This is a genomic window from Paenibacillus sp. J22R232 (assembly GCF_056269165.1).
This window is the reverse complement of record NZ_JBWDNK010000001.1, coordinates 55872-72593: the sequence shown is the minus strand read 5'-3', so window position 1 is coordinate 72593 and position 16722 is coordinate 55872. Positions and strand designations below refer to the sequence as shown.

The window sequence follows — 16722 nt, the reverse complement described above, 5'->3', positions numbered from 1 at the left end:
CTCATACCTCCATGATATACATGTCATAATCTTCGGCTACCGATCTTGCTATTTCATATAATAGCCCTATATGATTAGCTAATCATGTTTAAAACGATGAAGTATAATGTCAAAAACCATGAATGTTTTCACCTATTGGTGGGTATAGGAGGATGCTTGATTTGGAACAACGTTTGAACAGCTGGAGCGATTACCCGGTCCTGCCTTTTATCCGGCTATGCTACCGTTTTGAGCAGAGCTCTTTTTTCCAAGGGGAGCGGCGGCTGCTTGACTATTTGTTTTTGTTTCTCGAAGAGGGGCGTTACCTGCTTACCGTGGAAGGTACGGAATATGAGCTATTGCCTGGCGATTTCGCTCTTATACAGCCTGGCCAGCTGTTTACGACAAAAGGGATCGGCAGATGCTTGGTTCCGAATGCGCACCTCGATTTCTTCTATAACCCTTTAAGGGAACAAAGCTTCGTAACGACGCCTGGCCAAACGAACCTAGCTTCCTATATGGAGCTGCTTCAGCCGAGTCTGAACGACTTTCCGTCGCTCCGGCTTCCCGTTAAGCTGTCGCCAAGGCAGCCCGGACTGCTTAAGGAGCTGCTCTACCGCATGATTGGCCATTTCAAGCATAATGACATCCAAAGCATGCTGCTCACGCAGAAGCTGGCTACCGAACTTCTCGTCCTTCTCATCACGGACTATGAGGAATCAAGCTCAGCTCGGTTCGAGGATCAGCAATTCGCCGCCAAGATGAAGTCCTTCTTGGTCTCGCACATATCCAACTGCGTATCCGTATCCGAAATGGCGCGGCATGCCGGTTATTCCGAATCCCATTTCAACGTGGTCTTCCATCGCTTGTTCAGCGTGACGCCCCATCAATATTTACTCGGATTAAGACTCGATAAAGCCTGTGAGCTGCTAGCGGGATCAGACCTTAAGCTCGATTTAATAGCGGAGTATTGCGGCTTCGCGAATGCGTCGCATTTCTCCAAAGCATTCAAAAAGAAGCTCGGCTGCTCGCCGCGCGCCTATCGAAACGAGCTCAACCGTCGCACGATGAAGGGCACGGAGTGAACATCAAAAAATCCTTTCAACCAAAAGGCCGGAAACCGGCATTTCTGGGTGAAAGGATTCGTTTCATCCGCTTCTAGACGGTTTGCCGTCCGATCACGCTTAGCTTAAATCGCATCCGGTTAGCCGTCGCATGCGGTTTATAAGCGTATACAATTTCGATATGGTTATCCGCTTGGATCAATACGGGCTTTGGTGCGGAGGCTTCAATCTGAAGGGTAAGGCCAGGCAGAATCCATCTCTCCGCTAATATCCCATGAAGGTCGATAGGACCACCGCTTATTTCGAAATAAATGTCCGTCTCCTGCCGGGTTTCCAGGCTGACCTGGATTTCGAGCTCATTTTCCCTCGCATCCGCTTCAAATCGTATGCCTCTCGAGTGCGTGTTCCAACTTCCGCCCGCATCCCGCTTGAGCAACCTCAAATAATACTTTTGCCCGTTCCCGGCAGCCCAGTGGATGGTGGCAGGATGCATTTGCCCATTCGTATTTCTACTGCCTGACATTGCGCCAAGCATCAGGTCCTTCTCGATCCATGCCTTAGCCGTGCATATATTCATGTTCTCCCCTGGCAAATCCCGCTCGCAAAGCTCGCGAAATGTGGCGACCGCAAGCCTTTTTTGATTAAATACGGTTAACGCTGGGAGCACGTTTTCAGGAACGTTCACGCCTACGAGCGCAATAAGCGGATCATGCTCGGATTCGCAGTTTATTGCGGCAAGATACTCGAAGCCTTCGCCAAGCACGAGATAGAGGAAAACGCCCATCGAGCTATGGCCGAGCATCTCCATCTCATATGCCCGTGCGTATGGCCCGGACAAGTTTTGCAAATATGGATTGTAGAATAAGGCTATGGATTCCCAGAGTCCCCGTTCGATATCGCTGCCGATACGTTTAAGCTCCTCCGACTTGCCATACTCCCGCCATAGGCCTAGAACGGTAATATCCACGCCGTAGTACGTCGTCGTATTGAATTCCCCCAACGTTCCAAATTCCGCAAACGCCTTATGGAAACGATGCGCTTCATCGGTAGCGTGGGCTAGCCAGCCCTCATTGCCCATACGGTGCCCAAAATAGTGCGTTATGAAAATATGCATCAGCTCAATGTTGGAATTCATCGGAATCGCTGCTGATAAGCGGCGTTCAATCGAACCGGTAAGCGCTTTGACCATGGAAGCATCCATCCGTTCAACCAGCATCGCTGGCAGCATCGTTTCAAACTTTTCTAGAATAACCGCGAATGTGCAAGCAATGAACTCCCGCCAGTTCGGATCGTAGGTTTTCCAGACGGGCGAAATCACGTTCTCGTCTGCCGTATACCCGCTTCCCGGTCCCAACTGCTTCCACGGCAACTTCCCTTTCCATGGCGCGGTTGCTTGAGGCGCAGACTTAAACGTTCCGTGATAGATTTCCTCCGGATCATCCAGCTGCATAGCAAGCACATTGCTTATCAATTCGCATGCCCGTTCCAAATCACCCGGCGCGTTGCGCAGCAGCAGCCCTATCGCATAATGGCCGCTGCCGCGCGTGTTGTGCCGCTCCAACTGCTCGGCATCCCTCAGCATTCCGGCTTCCTTATCGTAAAGCCGGTCCATGTAAGCCATGGATTGTTCCACCAAAAACCTTGACTGCTCCGACATTTGATTCAACATGCTTCGACTCATTGGTGGTTACCATCCCTCTCCGCGTATTAGCCTTTAACCGCACCGACCATCACGCCGCTAATGAAATAACGCTGCAGCCAAGGGTATACAATCAGTATCGGGAGCGTCGAGAAGATGACGCTCGCCGCTTTCAGGCTTTCCGGCAGTACGGTCGCAGCCGTCATCCCTTCCATTTGCATGAGATCATGCACCTGGTTTTGCTGAATCATTTGATAAAGCTTTAGCTGCAGCGGGTATAACTCGGGATTGGTAATGTACATAAGCGCATCCTGGAAGCCGTTCCAGCGGCCAACCGCATAGAACAAGCTGAGCGTAGCCATAACCGGCAGAGATAAAGGAAGTATGATGCGGAACAACGTCCCCAGATGGCTGCTGCCGTCTATGCCCGCCGCTTCCTCCAAGCTCTTCGGAATATTGTTGAAGAAGGAAATAAGAATGATCATGTAGAACGGGCTGATCAAGCCTGGCAATACGAGCGCCCACATACTGTCAAGCAGATGGAAATCACGAACGAGAATATACTCAGGAATCATGCCGCCCGTGAAGAACATCGTAACCACAATAATGAGCATGAACAGCTTGCGGCCCTTCAGCTCTTTCTTCGATAGCGGATAAGCTACGGCAATCGTCATGATCATTGATAATACCGTGGACAACACGGTTAGTGCAACCGTAAAGCCCAATGAGCGGATCATCGACATGTCAGAGAATACTTTGCTGTATGCCTCGAAAGTTAGCTCAACAGGAAAAAAGGAAACCTCTCCTGACATGATCGGCCTATTCGAGCTCAAGGAAATAGCAATTATGTGTATAAAGGGCGCTAAACAAAGCAGCATGGTTACGATAACAAAAACAATATTGGCCGTATCGATCATACGGTTCGACGAGCGCTCACTCATGATGGTAGTCCTCCATTCTCACGTATCTTCATTAAAGAATACTTTCATCCGCCAGCTTCTTCGAAGCATAATTGGCGCCTAGCAGGAAGATCAGCCCGACGAGTGCTTGGAATAAGCCAACGGCTGTTGCCAGCGTAATTTGACCCGACTCCATCCCGATTCGGTATACGAAAGTACTGAGTACGTCCGAATAGTCGCGAACGGCAACGTTGCCGATAATAAACGGCCGGTCAAAGCCGATAGAAATCATATTGCCGAGGCTGATAATAAGCAATGTAGCGATTGTCGTCTTCAAGCCCGGAAGCGATATATGCCAGATGCGTTTGAATCGGTTGGCACCGTCTACTTCCGCCGCCTCGAATAGTTCTTTATTGATGCCTGTAAGCGCGGCTAAATAAAGAATCGTTCCCCAGCCTGCGCTTTGCCACATGCCTACTGCCAGGTAAGTGACGAGCCAATATTTTTTGTCGGTCAGAAACGGGATTTGGCCAAGCCCCATTGCCTCAAGCATATTGTTGATGAACCCGGATTGCGTACCGAATACTTGCAGCACGATGCCTCCGATTATGACCCAGGATATAAAATGCGGGATATATAATACCGTTTGCGCCATTTTCTTGAACCAAGCTGCCTTCAGCTCATAAAGCATAATGGCCAGCAGGAGCGGAGCAGGAAAGGAAATGAGCAGATCGAGAAAATTCAATAGTATGGTGTTTCTCAGCGCATCGAAAAAATCTTGATTCTGAAACACTTCCCGAAACGCATCGAGCCCAATCCATTTGCTTCCGGAAATGCCTTGAAAGAAGTTAAAATCCTTGAAAGCGATCTGAACGCCGTACATAGGGCCATATTTGAACAGGAAAAAATAAGCTAATGGAAATACCAACAACATATAGAGATGCCAGTTTCTTCGTAAATACATGTTTGTTCTCATGGCCACTAGTCCTCCTTGTAACTGAAATACGTGGCCGGAAGGAATGATCGGTTCATTCCTCCCACCTCGCAAGATGCTTATAGGTTGTTACTTCGAGCTCATTTGTTTGTACGCTTCAATACGCTCGTCCAATATCGCTTGGCCGCCGCTAGCCATGTAGTCTTTCAGCATTGCGGAATAAGTCGCTTCGAATTGGTCGGTTTTCACCATCGTCGCTTTTACGATAAACTCTTGGAATTTGTCAGCTAGGCCATTTCCGTATTTCGATTCCGCAGCGATGGGGTGATCGAAACGAACGGGAGCAATCGGATCCGTATTGGAAATTTCAACCGATTTGCGCATTGCCGCTTGATACTCCGCAGGCGTTTGAGCGATATAGGCATCAGTGTTTTTCTTGTCATCGCCCGCAAACTTTCCGTTTACGATGACGGCAAAGTCGCCAAAGTTATAAATTTTGTCGATCGCTTCCTGCGCGGCATCCGGTTTAACAACCGGCACGCCGTCTACGAGCGTAAAGTTTTCGCCTTCAATGCCGAATTGAATGTCGAACAAGTTCGTGCCCGATGCCATCCAGTCCAAATATTTGATCGCTTCAACCGCGTGCTTGCTTGATTTTGGAATCATGACATACATTCCGTTCGGCGCATAAGTCGGCTTAGCGAATTTGCCCTCCGAATTCGCGAATGCATCCAATGGCGTCATTACAGCGCCAGGCACATTCGTTTGCAGGTTTTTGTACGTATTGTTTTGCGTGAAATAAAGCTCGCCCGCATCCTCGCTGTAGAAACCAACGCGTCCGCTTTGCACGTCTTCCCATAGCTGTTTTTTATCTTTATCAAGACCAAAGTCTTTGCTGATCAAGCCTTCATTGTATAATTTGTTCATATATTGCAGCGCGGTTTTGAAGCCCGGTAGAAGCGTCGGGAAATCATTCGAGCCAAGCTGTTGAGTCAGCGTATACCTTTGCTCTTCCGTAAGCGGCTCGATAAACGACCACAGAAGCGGTTCATACTGCGCGGATGCAATCGTCATGCCAAGCGGGATTACTTTGCCGCCCGTATTGCCCGGGTCCTTTTCTTTAAAAGCTTTGAGTGTGTCATACAGCTGTTCGCTGTTTTGCGGTGCGGGCAAGCCGAGCTTGTCGAGCCAATCCTGACGGACGTAGGAAGCATATTTGCCTAATACAAGCCGCCTGCCTGGCACTGCGAATTGCTCTCCGTTGTATTGTCCGTAAGCTAATGTATCTTCGCCGAGAAATTTCTTCAGGTTAGGGCCGTATTCATTAATCAAATCCGTAAGCTCCGTTAGTCCGCCTTGCTCCGCATAACGATTGAACGTACCGGAGTCGTAAGTGAATACAATGTCAGGAACTTCGGTGCCGCTAGCCATTAACACGTTTAGCTTCTGAATCTCTTCTGAACGCGGTACGGGGACGAATTGAACGTCGATGTTGTTTGGCACGCTGAACCGTTCTTTCACCAGGTTCGTTAAATAGCTGTTCGTGATAGTGTATCCAGCCGGCGTGTTGCCTCTGTCGAACAGCTCTACCTTTAATGTAGAAGGCTTGCTTGCTGCATTGCCGCCTTCCGCGTCTGGCGTTTCACTTTTAGATGAACATGCCGTGAGCAATACGCTAGAGATTAATGTAACTGCGACTCCCATACGTGCCAGCTTTGCATAACGGTTTCTCTCCATAACCCTTCACCCAAACCCTTCTCTATGTCCGTTTATTATCATCGGCCTCTGCAATATGTTCAGCAGCACCTCGATGTCACCTATTATTACATGATAGTTTAAAAACGAACAATAAACTAGATTCGCATCATATTATCCGTGATTTCGCGTCACTTTTTCTATCACACCCAACTATTTTCGCAAAAGTAAACCATTTTCCTGATCATTTATATATAAAAACGTCCATTATTCTACCTTGTCAGGTAAAACAACGGACGTTTCATTTAGATTCGTGTCAGGTTTATTGCTCTGGCTTCATTTTCAACTTGCGGTAATCGCCTGGCGTAACACCGATGATTCGTTTGAATACTCGACCGAACGTAATCGAGTTGGCATAACCGACCTGAAGCGCAATCTCTTGAATCGGATCGCTGCTGCCAGCAATCAAATATTCTGCTCGTTGCATTCGCAACTGCATGAGAAAATCGACAAACTTCATATCAAATTCTTCCTTGAACAAATAACTCGCATATTTGCCCGAGATTTGGAACCGGTCACTCAAATGCTTAAGGGACAAAACGGGATTAGCGAAATTTTCTTCGATATAAATTTTCATCTCGCTGATCATGGCGCGGTAGCTTTTCGTTTCGTTAACGGACACATAGATGCGGTAAAGTTCAGTCAACCAATTCAGCTGCACCTCGCGCACTTGCGTTAAGGTTGCGGCGTCCTCAAGCTCCGTTTCGTAGAATCGCATGCTCGACCCGTCAAAGGTTTTGCGCAGGCTCTCCGATAGATCCCCGATCTCGCGTTCCAGCATTTGCATGAGTGCATGAAGCAGCATCCGAATCTGCTCGTCTTTCATCGAATCCTTCTGGAAGGACTCGAACAGGCTATCGAGTTTCGCGCGCCAGCTCTCGTCCGCAATCCGGAAGTCGCGGACGATCTCGCTGAATACCTGCAAATACTTGTAGGATTGCATGGCAGTCTTATCTGGCAGCTCTTCGCTCATAACCACCATATCCTGCCCGAGTGACAGCTTATGCTGCAATGCGGCGTTCGCCGCTTGGCAGGATGCCGGAACGGCTTCCCAGTGATCAACAATCGCGCCGACGCCAATCGCCAACGAAAGCCCAAGGTTATCGCTCACCCATCTAAGCCCATTATCGGCTAATGCGCGAAGCGTCTCCTTGTTTACGGTAGCGGTCTGATCCCACCCCATAATGATCCCCATACGGCTGCCGCTGATCCATTCTGACCAGCTGTATACGTTAACGTCATCGGTAAACTCTTGGAAAAGGTTCATCAGCGTGAATTTCAGCATGTTCTGATCCTTAAGCGAATAGCTTTTGCGAAATTCACTGTATTGGTTTATTTCTGCCGCGATAAATACGAGCTTGGACGGCTCAATCGGCATCGCTTCAAATTGAACTAAACGGTCAGGCAGGCTGCCTAGCCGTTCTCCTTCAATTAAATCCAGAAAAAGCTGCCTCCGCTGTACAAGCAAATTCTCGTGATGCTGCTGTTCGTAATGCATCGTCTGCTCGATGAGCTTCTCAAGCGCCTGATCGATTACGACAAGCTCGCTGCTCACTGCAAGATTCCCGCCTTGGAATTGCAAAGCTTGAATCCGGTTCATCATGACTTGAATTGGCCGGTAATTTTTGCGCGTAATATACATGATATAAATGGTTCCCAGAATGACGGTTAGTATCCCGATAATGATCCATATGTACGATACGACCGAGACCCATGCGAATAGCTGTCCCGCTTTGATTCCGCTCTCGAATGACCAGCCCGTATTCTCCGAACGAAAACGGGTCAATACTTCGCTATTCTGCTCTTTTTCGCCGTGAGCGGCATATATGAGCCCGCCTTTGTCGTCCACGATCCGCATAAATGAAATCTGATTGTTCGTCATATCGTCAATCATGCGCTCGATCCCATACATATTGATATTGACGACAACCATTCCTTCCGCTCCGAAAGGAATGGGCAGCAGCTTATAAATGCTGATGACCCGGTTTGAGATGTCAGCGTTTTTTTGCTGGAACGGGCGCACGGCGCTCCAACTCGCTGATTGATGGTCAATCAAAGCTTGCTCCAGAAATTTCCGGTCCGCGAATATATCGAGTGCCCGCAAGCCGCTTGTCGTCAGAACCTTCTCATCGAGCTTGCGGTACAAATAAATCGAGTCTATCAGCTTATTTCGGTTCAGCATTCCGTTCAATTCCTGTACGGTATCGTAAAGCCTGCTACTGTCTTCCGCTTGGTTGAAACCGCTCAGGAAATCATTGTATACGCGGTTGGTTTCCATCTCCTGAAGCACCGAGAGCTCGATCTCATTCAATGAGCGCTGCACCGTATCCACGATGTATCCCGTTGAAATTTCATTGGCCTTCTTTGTCTCTGAACGCGAGAGCTCCCCAACGATAAGGAAGGATAAAAAGATTAGAATCGAGACCGTCAATAAAAAAATCGGGAAATAAGAAAACATCATCCTGCTTGACCAATTTCTTCTCATCTCATCCCCCCGCGCCGCTTTATTCGGATTTGGAGAACGGGCAGACGCAAGCCCGTCATACTGACTAAACATCGCCATTATACGTGGCTGCTCGCTCTCTTGTTCACCCAATATAGCATGATTACCCCGATTAAGGCACTAACGGTACAGGCCAAATACATCGCTTCCGGGCCGCCGGCATTAAATAAGTAACCGTTCAGCAGATTGCCGACAATGCCGCCCAATCCAACAAATACCATATTAAACAAGCTTTGTCCGGTTGCCTGCATCTGCCTGCCCGATGCTGACGCCACATATTCTACCGCGGCGACATAAAACAATCCGAAGGAAAGGCCGTGGAGCGCTTGTATGCCGATCATGACCGACGGAACCGGGAGCCACCACTGAATCGCCCAGCGCAGCGCGTACGCCAGCGCAGCAAGAACCAATGTTTTTTCATGGCCGATCTTACCGACCACCTTCGCAGCCAAGAGCATGGAAGGGACGTTCGTCATGGATGCGAGGAGAAGCGCTATTCCAACCATGGAGTAGCTTCCCCCCGCTTTTTGAAAAGATAACACAAAAAAAGAATTATAGGCCGTTAACGTTTGGTTGACAAAAAAACAGGCAATGAGGAAAACGACAAAGTTGCGGTTGCTTAACAGCTTCTTGAAGCCCTCAGATAGCGATACCGCCGATTTGTAATGGTCGGTTTGCCCGGCAATCGATAAAACGGTAATCGCGCCTGCCGCGCTGAAGATGAAAAAAGGCATCCACAGCTGCGTAATAGAGAAATGCGATAAATATAATCCGCCGGCATAACCTCCGAGTGCCGTGCCTAGACTGCCTAAGCTGCGAATCGTCCCGTAAGAGGTACGCGCGTTTCTAGCGGCCGTAACGGCGTAAGAATCCGCAATCGGACTCTGCGTAACTTGAAAAATAATAGAGACCGTATAGACAAGCACCATGATCGCAAATATTTTGACGCTATAGAAATACGCTAGAATAGACGGGACTGAAATGCTGAGGACGAGAACCAGCTTCGTCTGACGGAAGCGATCCACCATCAGCCCCCATAACGGCTGCACAAGGATGGACAGCAGCGTACCTACTGCCATCATGATACCGACATGGCTGGCTGACATGCCCTGATGCACGAATAATGTGGTCAGATAAGGGTTAAACATGCCTCCTGCAAGACCTGTAAATAAATAAAGCAAACGGAGCTTGAACAGCACAGCCCTCGCCTCTCCTGTAATTGCCGACGATTCTACTGCCATAGCCTTTTCCATGAAGTTAATCTTCCTTTTCCGCGTATTGGCTTTGACCCCCGCCGTGCTTCTCTTTATAATTGCGCCAGATCTTTCCTTATTTCCTCATAAGCTTTCGATGCAGCCATATTCACCGCCCCTAACGCGACTGCCGTTTCACCAAGGGCCGAGCCTGCCCATTTCGGCCGGATCGGAAATTGCTTGTCCGCATGCTTCTCCAGCATGGGCAGCAATACATCTGCATGCTGCCCGATCTCGCCGCCGAGGACAATGAGCTCGGGAGCCAGAATGACAGTCACATTATGGATCGCCAGCGCAAGCATTTCGCTATATTGTTCAAGGATTGCAATCGCTGCAGCATCGCCAAAACGCGCTGCATGAAACAACAATGTCACGGACAGCTCGCCATGCTCCCGGAGCATCGAAGTGCTTTCATGCGACAACAATTGCTTCTGCGCGAGGTTGATCAAGCCTTCCGTGGACAACAGCTCCTCAACGCGCCCTGCTTTGCCTAAGTTCATATGCCCGATCTCTCCGGCTGCTCCTCCCATTCCCCTAACCAGCTGACCGCCAACGACGAGCCCAGCGCCAATGCCTGAACCGACCGATAGATAGACGAACCATGCACGGCCTACCGCGGCACCGCTGCTTTGCTCCGCCATAGTCGCTAAATTAACGTCGTTCTCGATAAGCACCTTTGACGCAAAAGCGCTCTCTAGCGACTCCCGCGCAAAGGCATCCGCATAGGGGGCTAATTCTGTTAGCAATAAAGAAGCCTCGCCCGTTTCCGGCACGATGACCGCTGGCAGCGCAACGGATACATACGGAAGCTTGCTCCAGTCTCCGCCATGACGCGTAATCATGCTTTCCACCGTTTCTCGAAGAATGCGCAAAAACGCCTCAGGCGGCACGCTCCGCATTTCAAGCTCCTCGTAGTCGAGAAGCGAGCCGTCAGGACGGGCAAACGCAATCCGCGCCCGGTATCCGCTTAGCTCTATGCCGCACACGAAGTAAGCTGCGTGATTGAATTCAAGCATGGTCGCTTTGCGTCCCTGCGCATTCCCCCCTCGGCCAACCTCCTTCAGCAACCCCTTATCCAGCAGCCGCTGCACGGAGGCCGATACCGTAGGCTTGCTCAGCTCGGCGATCCGGCTAATCTCCGCTCTTGATATCCGTGCTTGGCGGAAAATAATGTCCAGAACGAATTGATCGTTCAATCCTCTTATATATTGTGAATCTCCCTTTTGCATAAGCGGTTTTTACCTCTCCTCCTAATTAGTAAGTTAGTTTAACTAATTATATAAAGCTATTATAATCACCCTATTCGACAGCCGTCAATCGAATAGTCCATAAACGCAAAAAAGCCTCTCCTTCAGTAAAAAGGAAAGGCTTTCATCGTCTTTGAGATCCAAAATAAGAAAAGCGCTAAGACTGCGCACCCTCATGCAGCTCATAATACCGTACGATTTCGATAATGAGCGCGCCCATTCTCTCGAGGTCCGGGACGACTATTCGTTTCACGCCATATTCGGTAAGTGCTTCCGCGGTTACCTTTCCGACCGCTGCGGCGACAACATGCTTATCGAAGATTTCCCGCAGCCGTTCTTGATTGCCAGCCTGAAGGGCATGCCTGAACAAATAATGGACCTGTACGGCCGTTGTGAAACAAACGGTATCCACAGCCGCTTCGGCGAGCTCTCCCATTAATAAAGCTAATGTTGCCGGTTCAGGCGGGACATGCCGATAGGGCAGAACGGATACCACCTCGGCCGCGCCTTTTTCCTGAAGGAAGCGAACCAGCTCAGGCGCTGCTTCCCCATGCAGCTGAATCCATATGCGCTGCCCTTCAAAGCCGTAAGCCGATAAGTTTTCCATGAGACCCTGCATCGTTCCGTCATCATCGCTGACAGTTGCTTTCAGACCCGTCCGCTTAATGAAAGCAGAGGTTTTGTACCCTCTGGTCGCGATTCTGGCCTGCGACAGACGTTCCTTTACCTCTTCGCCGATACCAAGCTTATCGGCAGCGCCCATCAAGCTGTCCGACCCCATCCCCGTCGTCAGAATGACCCAGTCGGCACCTTCAGCTGCAAATTTCCGCAGCGGTTCCTCGAGCTGCTCCTCTTCGAACATCGTTAATCCCTGTAGAGAACGCGTAAGCGCAATCCCGCCCTGCTTTTCTATGATCAAGCTCATCTCATCCGTTTTCCGCGACCCGGCAATGACGATTCGTTTTCCTTGCAACCCAGTTATCCCCATAATCTAAAAGCCACCGTACTTTCGGTAAATTAGCCTCAGCCGTGGTCATTATATCAAATGAAGAGCCAATAAGCATCCCTTATGTCATTTTTGTGTTAGGCATTTTCCCATTGCTCCTTGAAAAACAGAGCATAGACTTTGCGATATACGATCTTTAAGATCATATAGATCGGAATAATAAGCAAAATGCCTAAAATGCCTGCAATATCCCCGCCGACGAGCACTAATATAATCGTAGTAAGCGGATGGATATCGAGCTGCTTGCCAAATACGTAGGGAGCTACCAGATTATCTTGTATTTGCTGGGCAACCGTGATGATGACAATCGACCAGATCGCAATCGACGGCGACTCAATGAAGCCAATAATAACGATGGGAACGGAAGAAAGGAACGACCCGATAAACGGGATAAAGTTCAGTATGACCGCGACGACCGTTAGCAATAAGGCATAGGGCAAATCAATAAACAGGAAACCGACATACATCAGGATGCCGAGCGCTACATTTACGATAACGCGGCCAACGATGAAGCTGCTGAGCATATGGTCGATATCCTCCATAACCTCTGAGCCGTCATGGCGAAACCGTTTGGGAATAAATCGAACGAGCTGCTCGCCGAATTTCCCTCCCTCCTTCAGCATATAGAACAGGAGGATCGGAAACGTAATCAACACGATTGCAAAATTCGAAAAGAACGTCAGCATGCCTGACAGATAATCCGTCAAAAGCGTGAAGCCCCGATTCAAATACTCGGTAAGCTTGGAGAGAGGATTCGAATTCTCAGGCAAAAATGACGAAATGAAGCCGTTGTGCTCAAGCTCTGCAACCTGTTCGCTCAAGGCCGTGAATAAGCTTGGCGCATTTTCCACCAAATTGACCAGCTGCGTTCGGAGCGAAGGCCATACCCCGATGCTGAAGCCGACCACGATCAGTGCGAAGGCCAAATATATAAACAAAATCGCCAACGTGCGGTTCATCTTTCGCCGCTCCATAAGGTTCACAAGCGGCCTTAGCAAATAATAGAAAAACCCCGCAAGCATAAGGGGGATAATAATCATGCTGAATAACGAGAGGATTGGCCTGAAAATAAAATCAACGCGCGAGCCCAAATAAATAATGATTAAAATTAAAATAATCGAAATGCACCAGCGGATGAACCGATTATGCCTTGCCATATGCGCACCTTCTTCTCTTTTTAGAATGGGCGGTCCTTGTGCCCTGTTTCCGCTTTTTCCCCCTGACATAAGCCTCACTGTTCAAAATAGGTTACGTACCTTTTACCCTTGGCCGCCGTGTATGAAACGCCGTTAACAAAAATGGACCGCTGCCCGAGGGCACTTCCTCCCCCAAGCAGCGGTCCATTCCAAACCAAGATATTACTTTGTGAATAATGTTTCGGCATCATCCAAAGCCATGCGATGCCCAATTGATGAGTAATCCAGCCATTTCTGCCCATCGAGCACATAAACGTGGTTATTTTTCACGGCTTTCAGATTTTGCCATACTATATTAGTTGCTAGCTCGTCGAATCTGGCTTTCGCCTCGCTGCCTTTGCTTATGATAACAAAGATGGCATCCGCATCGAAATCAGGCAGTACCTCTTGCGAAATAACAGCGTAGGGCTCTTCTGTTATTTTCTCCACGCCAGCAGCCGGATTAAGAGCAAGATCCTCGAATAGAATAGGTCCTAAGGGGCGTTTCATGCCCATCACCCGCAGCTCCTTCGCCGTCATGCGAATCGCCATTACTTTCGCCTCTTGTCCCAGCTCGGAATCGATTAATGTTTGGACATGCTCTGCTTGATCGGCGTACTCCTTGATGAACGCTTCCGCTTCCTTCTCTTTGCCGACATGCTGAGCAATCCGGTTCAGATGGTCGCGCCAGGTCCCTTGATCCATATCGATACTTATCGAGGGCGCGATCTTCTCGAACTTTGCTTGCTCATCGCCGGAGTAAACCTCGTCCAGATAAATAACATCCGGCTTCAGCGCCAATACGGATTCCATGTCAGGATCCGTTACAACGCCGAGCTTAGCAACTCCCTGCAGCTGATCGGCAACATGCGGAAGAAAGTCCTTTACATCCCCGCCGACAACCGAGCCTGCAGGTTTAATGCCGAGTGCGAGCAAATTATTCGTAATGTGGATCGACATCGATGCGATTTTGGCATTTGCATCATGGGCTGCCGTTCCCTCGTTTGAAGCTGCAGATTCGGCTGGTACCGGCGATTCCGCTGACTGCTGATTGGATGGGGCCTTGTCGCCACATGCGGATAAAACAACGAAAACAATAAGCGAAACGAACAAAGCAAGCCATTTTCTATTCATGTTAAGGATTCCTCCGAGAGTTTGGTTTGGACTGCAAGAGCAAATACAAGAAATAAGGTCCTCCGATTGCTGCCACGACAACCCCTGCAGGTATGGCATTCGGCTGAAACAGGGATCTGCCTACCGTATCCGCCGCGACTAGAACGACAAGACCGATAAGACCTGCAATCGGCAAAAAATGACGATGCTGCGGTCCAGCCAGCCGTCTTGCAATATGCGGCGCAATCAAGCCGATAAAGCCGATCCCGCCGGCCATCGCTACGCTCGCACAGGCTAAAGCAACAGCAAGGATCGTCAGCATCAACCGGCTTCGCCCAACCGGGCTGCCCACGCCTATGGCTGTCTCATCTCCCAGCGCGAATAAATCGAGCGAGCGGGAGCGTACATAAACAAGGGGGACAAGCAAGGCAATCCAAGGGAGCAGCGCCAGCACGTTCACCCACTCCCTTCCCCATACGCTGCCGGCAAGCCATCTTGCCGCAAATGCGTACGTGTCCTCGTCAAGCCGAAGCGACAGAAACAACGTAAAGGCGCTGACGCCAGCTTCAACTGCGATGCCGACCAGCAGCAGGCGGATCGGTATTAACCCTTTAATGCGGTCAAAGGCAAGCATGAAGATCAATACCGCGATCAGAATCCCGCCAGCAAACGTAAACAACGGAATGAGCAGCGCAGCCGGACCTTCCATGCTTCTGAAAAAAGAAACATACAATATCAATCCCAGTGCAGCACCCGCATTGATGCCGAGAATGCCGGGATCGGCTAGCGAATTGCGAGACACCCCCTGCAATACCGCGCCCGAAATGCCCAGTCCGATACCCGCAAGCACGGTCACAACGATACGGGGAAGCCTGTAATCGAATAGAACAAGCTTCTCGTCAGCGGTCCCGCCGCCAAGCAGCGTCCGCCATATGGCTTCAGCTGGCAGCCGGATCGTTCCCGTATTTAAGCTTACGATGACAACGGCAGCAGCTGCTGCCAATAGAACAACCGCGACTACGATGGCCTTGGCTGTTCTTTTCTGCTCAACGCTCGCCATATTAAAGCTCCCGCCTTTCCTGCCGGGCTAAATAAAGGAAAAACGGGACGCCTACCAATGCTACCATCGCGCCGATCGCAAATTCACGGGGAGGGTTTACCATGCGGGAGGCGTAATCTGCCCAGATGAGCAATATCCCGCCTAACAAAGCAGAGAATGGAATGAGCTTCCGATAGTCCACGCCTACAATCCGCCTTGCGATATGGGGTACCACAAGGCCGACAAAACCGATCGAGCCAGCTACCGCCACGGAGGAACCGGCAAGCATAACCGCCGCCGTCATGCCCAGCACCTTCACTGTTTTCGTATGTACGCCGAGACTTGCTGCCGTCTCATCGCCAAGCGACAGGAATGATATCGATCTGCCCATTGCCGACGCGCCAGCGATTACGATCAGTACAATAGGCGCGAGCAGCTTCAGATGCTCCCATTTCACCCCGGCGACGCCGCCTGCATACCAGAAAGCAAGGTCCTGGCTCAGCTCATAATAAATCGCGATTCCGCTGCTGAAGGAATGAAGAATAGCTGCAATGACGGCGCCCGCTATCGTTAAGCGGATGGAATGAAGCCCTCCTTGCGTGGCTGATCCGAGAAGGACGATAAGCAGCGTGCTAAGCGCAGCACCCGCGAAGGACATGAGAATAAGCTCCGCATAGGAGATGCCCGGCAAAAAAGCAAAACATAGCGCGACCACAAAAGCTGCACCTGCATTTACGCCAAGAATGCCTGTATCCGCCAATGGATTGCGCGTGACGCCTTGCATCAGCGCACCCGCTGCCGCAAATGCCATCCCAGTTACGGCGGCTCCAAGCACGCGAGGAAGCCTATACTCGTGCATGATTTGATGCGCGGTCAATTCCGGGTCATACGCGAACACGGAGTCCCATACGACAGCTAGGCTAAACGCCTTCGCCCCGAAGGATACCGCTATGCCTATCGATAGGAGAAGGACGGCCGCAGCCGCTGCAAACCATAGTCCTGTTATACGTGCATGATTTATCTTCATCTGTTGGTCTCTCGTGCTCTCCCCTCGATCAATAATACTGATAATCATTATCATTATTTAATTATAGCGTTCCCGCTTTGCCCGTACAT

13 protein-coding genes are annotated in these 16722 nt (G+C 49.9%); 1 reads left to right on the top strand and 12 read right to left on the bottom strand.

Annotation, left to right across the window (positions count from 1 at the left end; all coding sequences use genetic code 11):
- Positions 1-161 precede the first annotated feature (161 nt).
- Positions 162-1064, top strand: a complete 903-nt coding sequence (locus tag AC0YN3_RS00310) for an AraC family transcriptional regulator (RefSeq protein ID WP_475773188.1) — start codon at positions 162-164, stop codon at positions 1062-1064.
- Positions 1065-1137: 73 nt separating this feature from the next.
- Here the strand turns inward: AC0YN3_RS00310 and AC0YN3_RS00305 are convergent, their stop codons facing one another.
- From AC0YN3_RS00305 to AC0YN3_RS00250, 12 genes are all read right to left on the bottom strand, one after another.
- Positions 1138-2724: a hypothetical protein gene (locus AC0YN3_RS00305; protein WP_475773187.1), complete on the bottom strand. Its 1587-nt coding sequence runs from the start codon at positions 2722-2724 to the stop codon at positions 1138-1140.
- 26 nt (positions 2725-2750) lie between these two features.
- Positions 2751-3623, bottom strand: coding sequence for a carbohydrate ABC transporter permease (locus AC0YN3_RS00300; protein ID WP_475773186.1), 873 nt, complete (start codon positions 3621-3623; stop codon positions 2751-2753).
- Positions 3624-3654: 31 nt separating this feature from the next.
- Positions 3655-4557, bottom strand: coding sequence for an ABC transporter permease (locus tag AC0YN3_RS00295; RefSeq protein ID WP_475773185.1), 903 nt, complete (start codon positions 4555-4557; stop codon positions 3655-3657).
- 87 nt (positions 4558-4644) lie between these two features.
- Complete coding sequence (locus AC0YN3_RS00290; RefSeq protein WP_475773184.1) at positions 4645-6252, bottom strand: extracellular solute-binding protein; 1608 nt, start codon at positions 6250-6252, stop codon at positions 4645-4647.
- 280 nt (positions 6253-6532) lie between these two features.
- The gene (locus tag AC0YN3_RS00285; RefSeq protein WP_475773183.1) at positions 6533-8833 is read right to left on the bottom strand and encodes a helix-turn-helix domain-containing protein; all 2301 of its coding nucleotides are present in this window, start codon (positions 8831-8833) and stop codon (positions 6533-6535) included.
- Positions 8833-10026: an MFS transporter gene (locus AC0YN3_RS00280; RefSeq protein WP_475773182.1), complete on the bottom strand. Its 1194-nt coding sequence runs from the start codon at positions 10024-10026 to the stop codon at positions 8833-8835. The genes AC0YN3_RS00285 and AC0YN3_RS00280 overlap by 1 nt, the downstream gene beginning before the upstream one ends.
- A 53-nt stretch (positions 10027-10079) precedes the next feature.
- Complete coding sequence (locus tag AC0YN3_RS00275) at positions 10080-11255, bottom strand: ROK family transcriptional regulator (RefSeq protein ID WP_475773181.1); 1176 nt, start codon at positions 11253-11255, stop codon at positions 10080-10082.
- Between the two features lie 175 nt (positions 11256-11430).
- Positions 11431-12261 carry a uroporphyrinogen-III synthase gene (locus AC0YN3_RS00270; RefSeq protein ID WP_475773180.1) on the bottom strand — a complete coding sequence of 277 codons (831 nt, stop codon included), beginning with the start codon at positions 12259-12261 and terminating at the stop codon, positions 11431-11433.
- A 95-nt stretch (positions 12262-12356) separates the two neighbouring features.
- Entirely contained in the window at positions 12357-13436 is a 1080-nt protein-coding gene (locus tag AC0YN3_RS00265; RefSeq protein WP_475773179.1) for an AI-2E family transporter, read from the bottom strand.
- A 201-nt stretch (positions 13437-13637) separates the two neighbouring features.
- A complete protein-coding gene (locus tag AC0YN3_RS00260) occupies positions 13638-14588 on the bottom strand; it encodes an ABC transporter substrate-binding protein (RefSeq protein ID WP_475773178.1) in 951 nt (316 codons plus the stop codon).
- 1 nt (position 14589) lies between these two features.
- Positions 14590-15627, bottom strand: coding sequence for a FecCD family ABC transporter permease (locus tag AC0YN3_RS00255; RefSeq protein ID WP_475773177.1), 1038 nt, complete (start codon positions 15625-15627; stop codon positions 14590-14592).
- 1 nt (position 15628) lies between these two features.
- Positions 15629-16633 (bottom strand): FecCD family ABC transporter permease, encoded by a 1005-nt coding sequence (locus AC0YN3_RS00250; RefSeq protein WP_475773176.1) that lies wholly within the window; start codon positions 16631-16633, stop codon positions 15629-15631.
- Between the last annotated feature and the right edge of the window lie 89 nt (positions 16634-16722).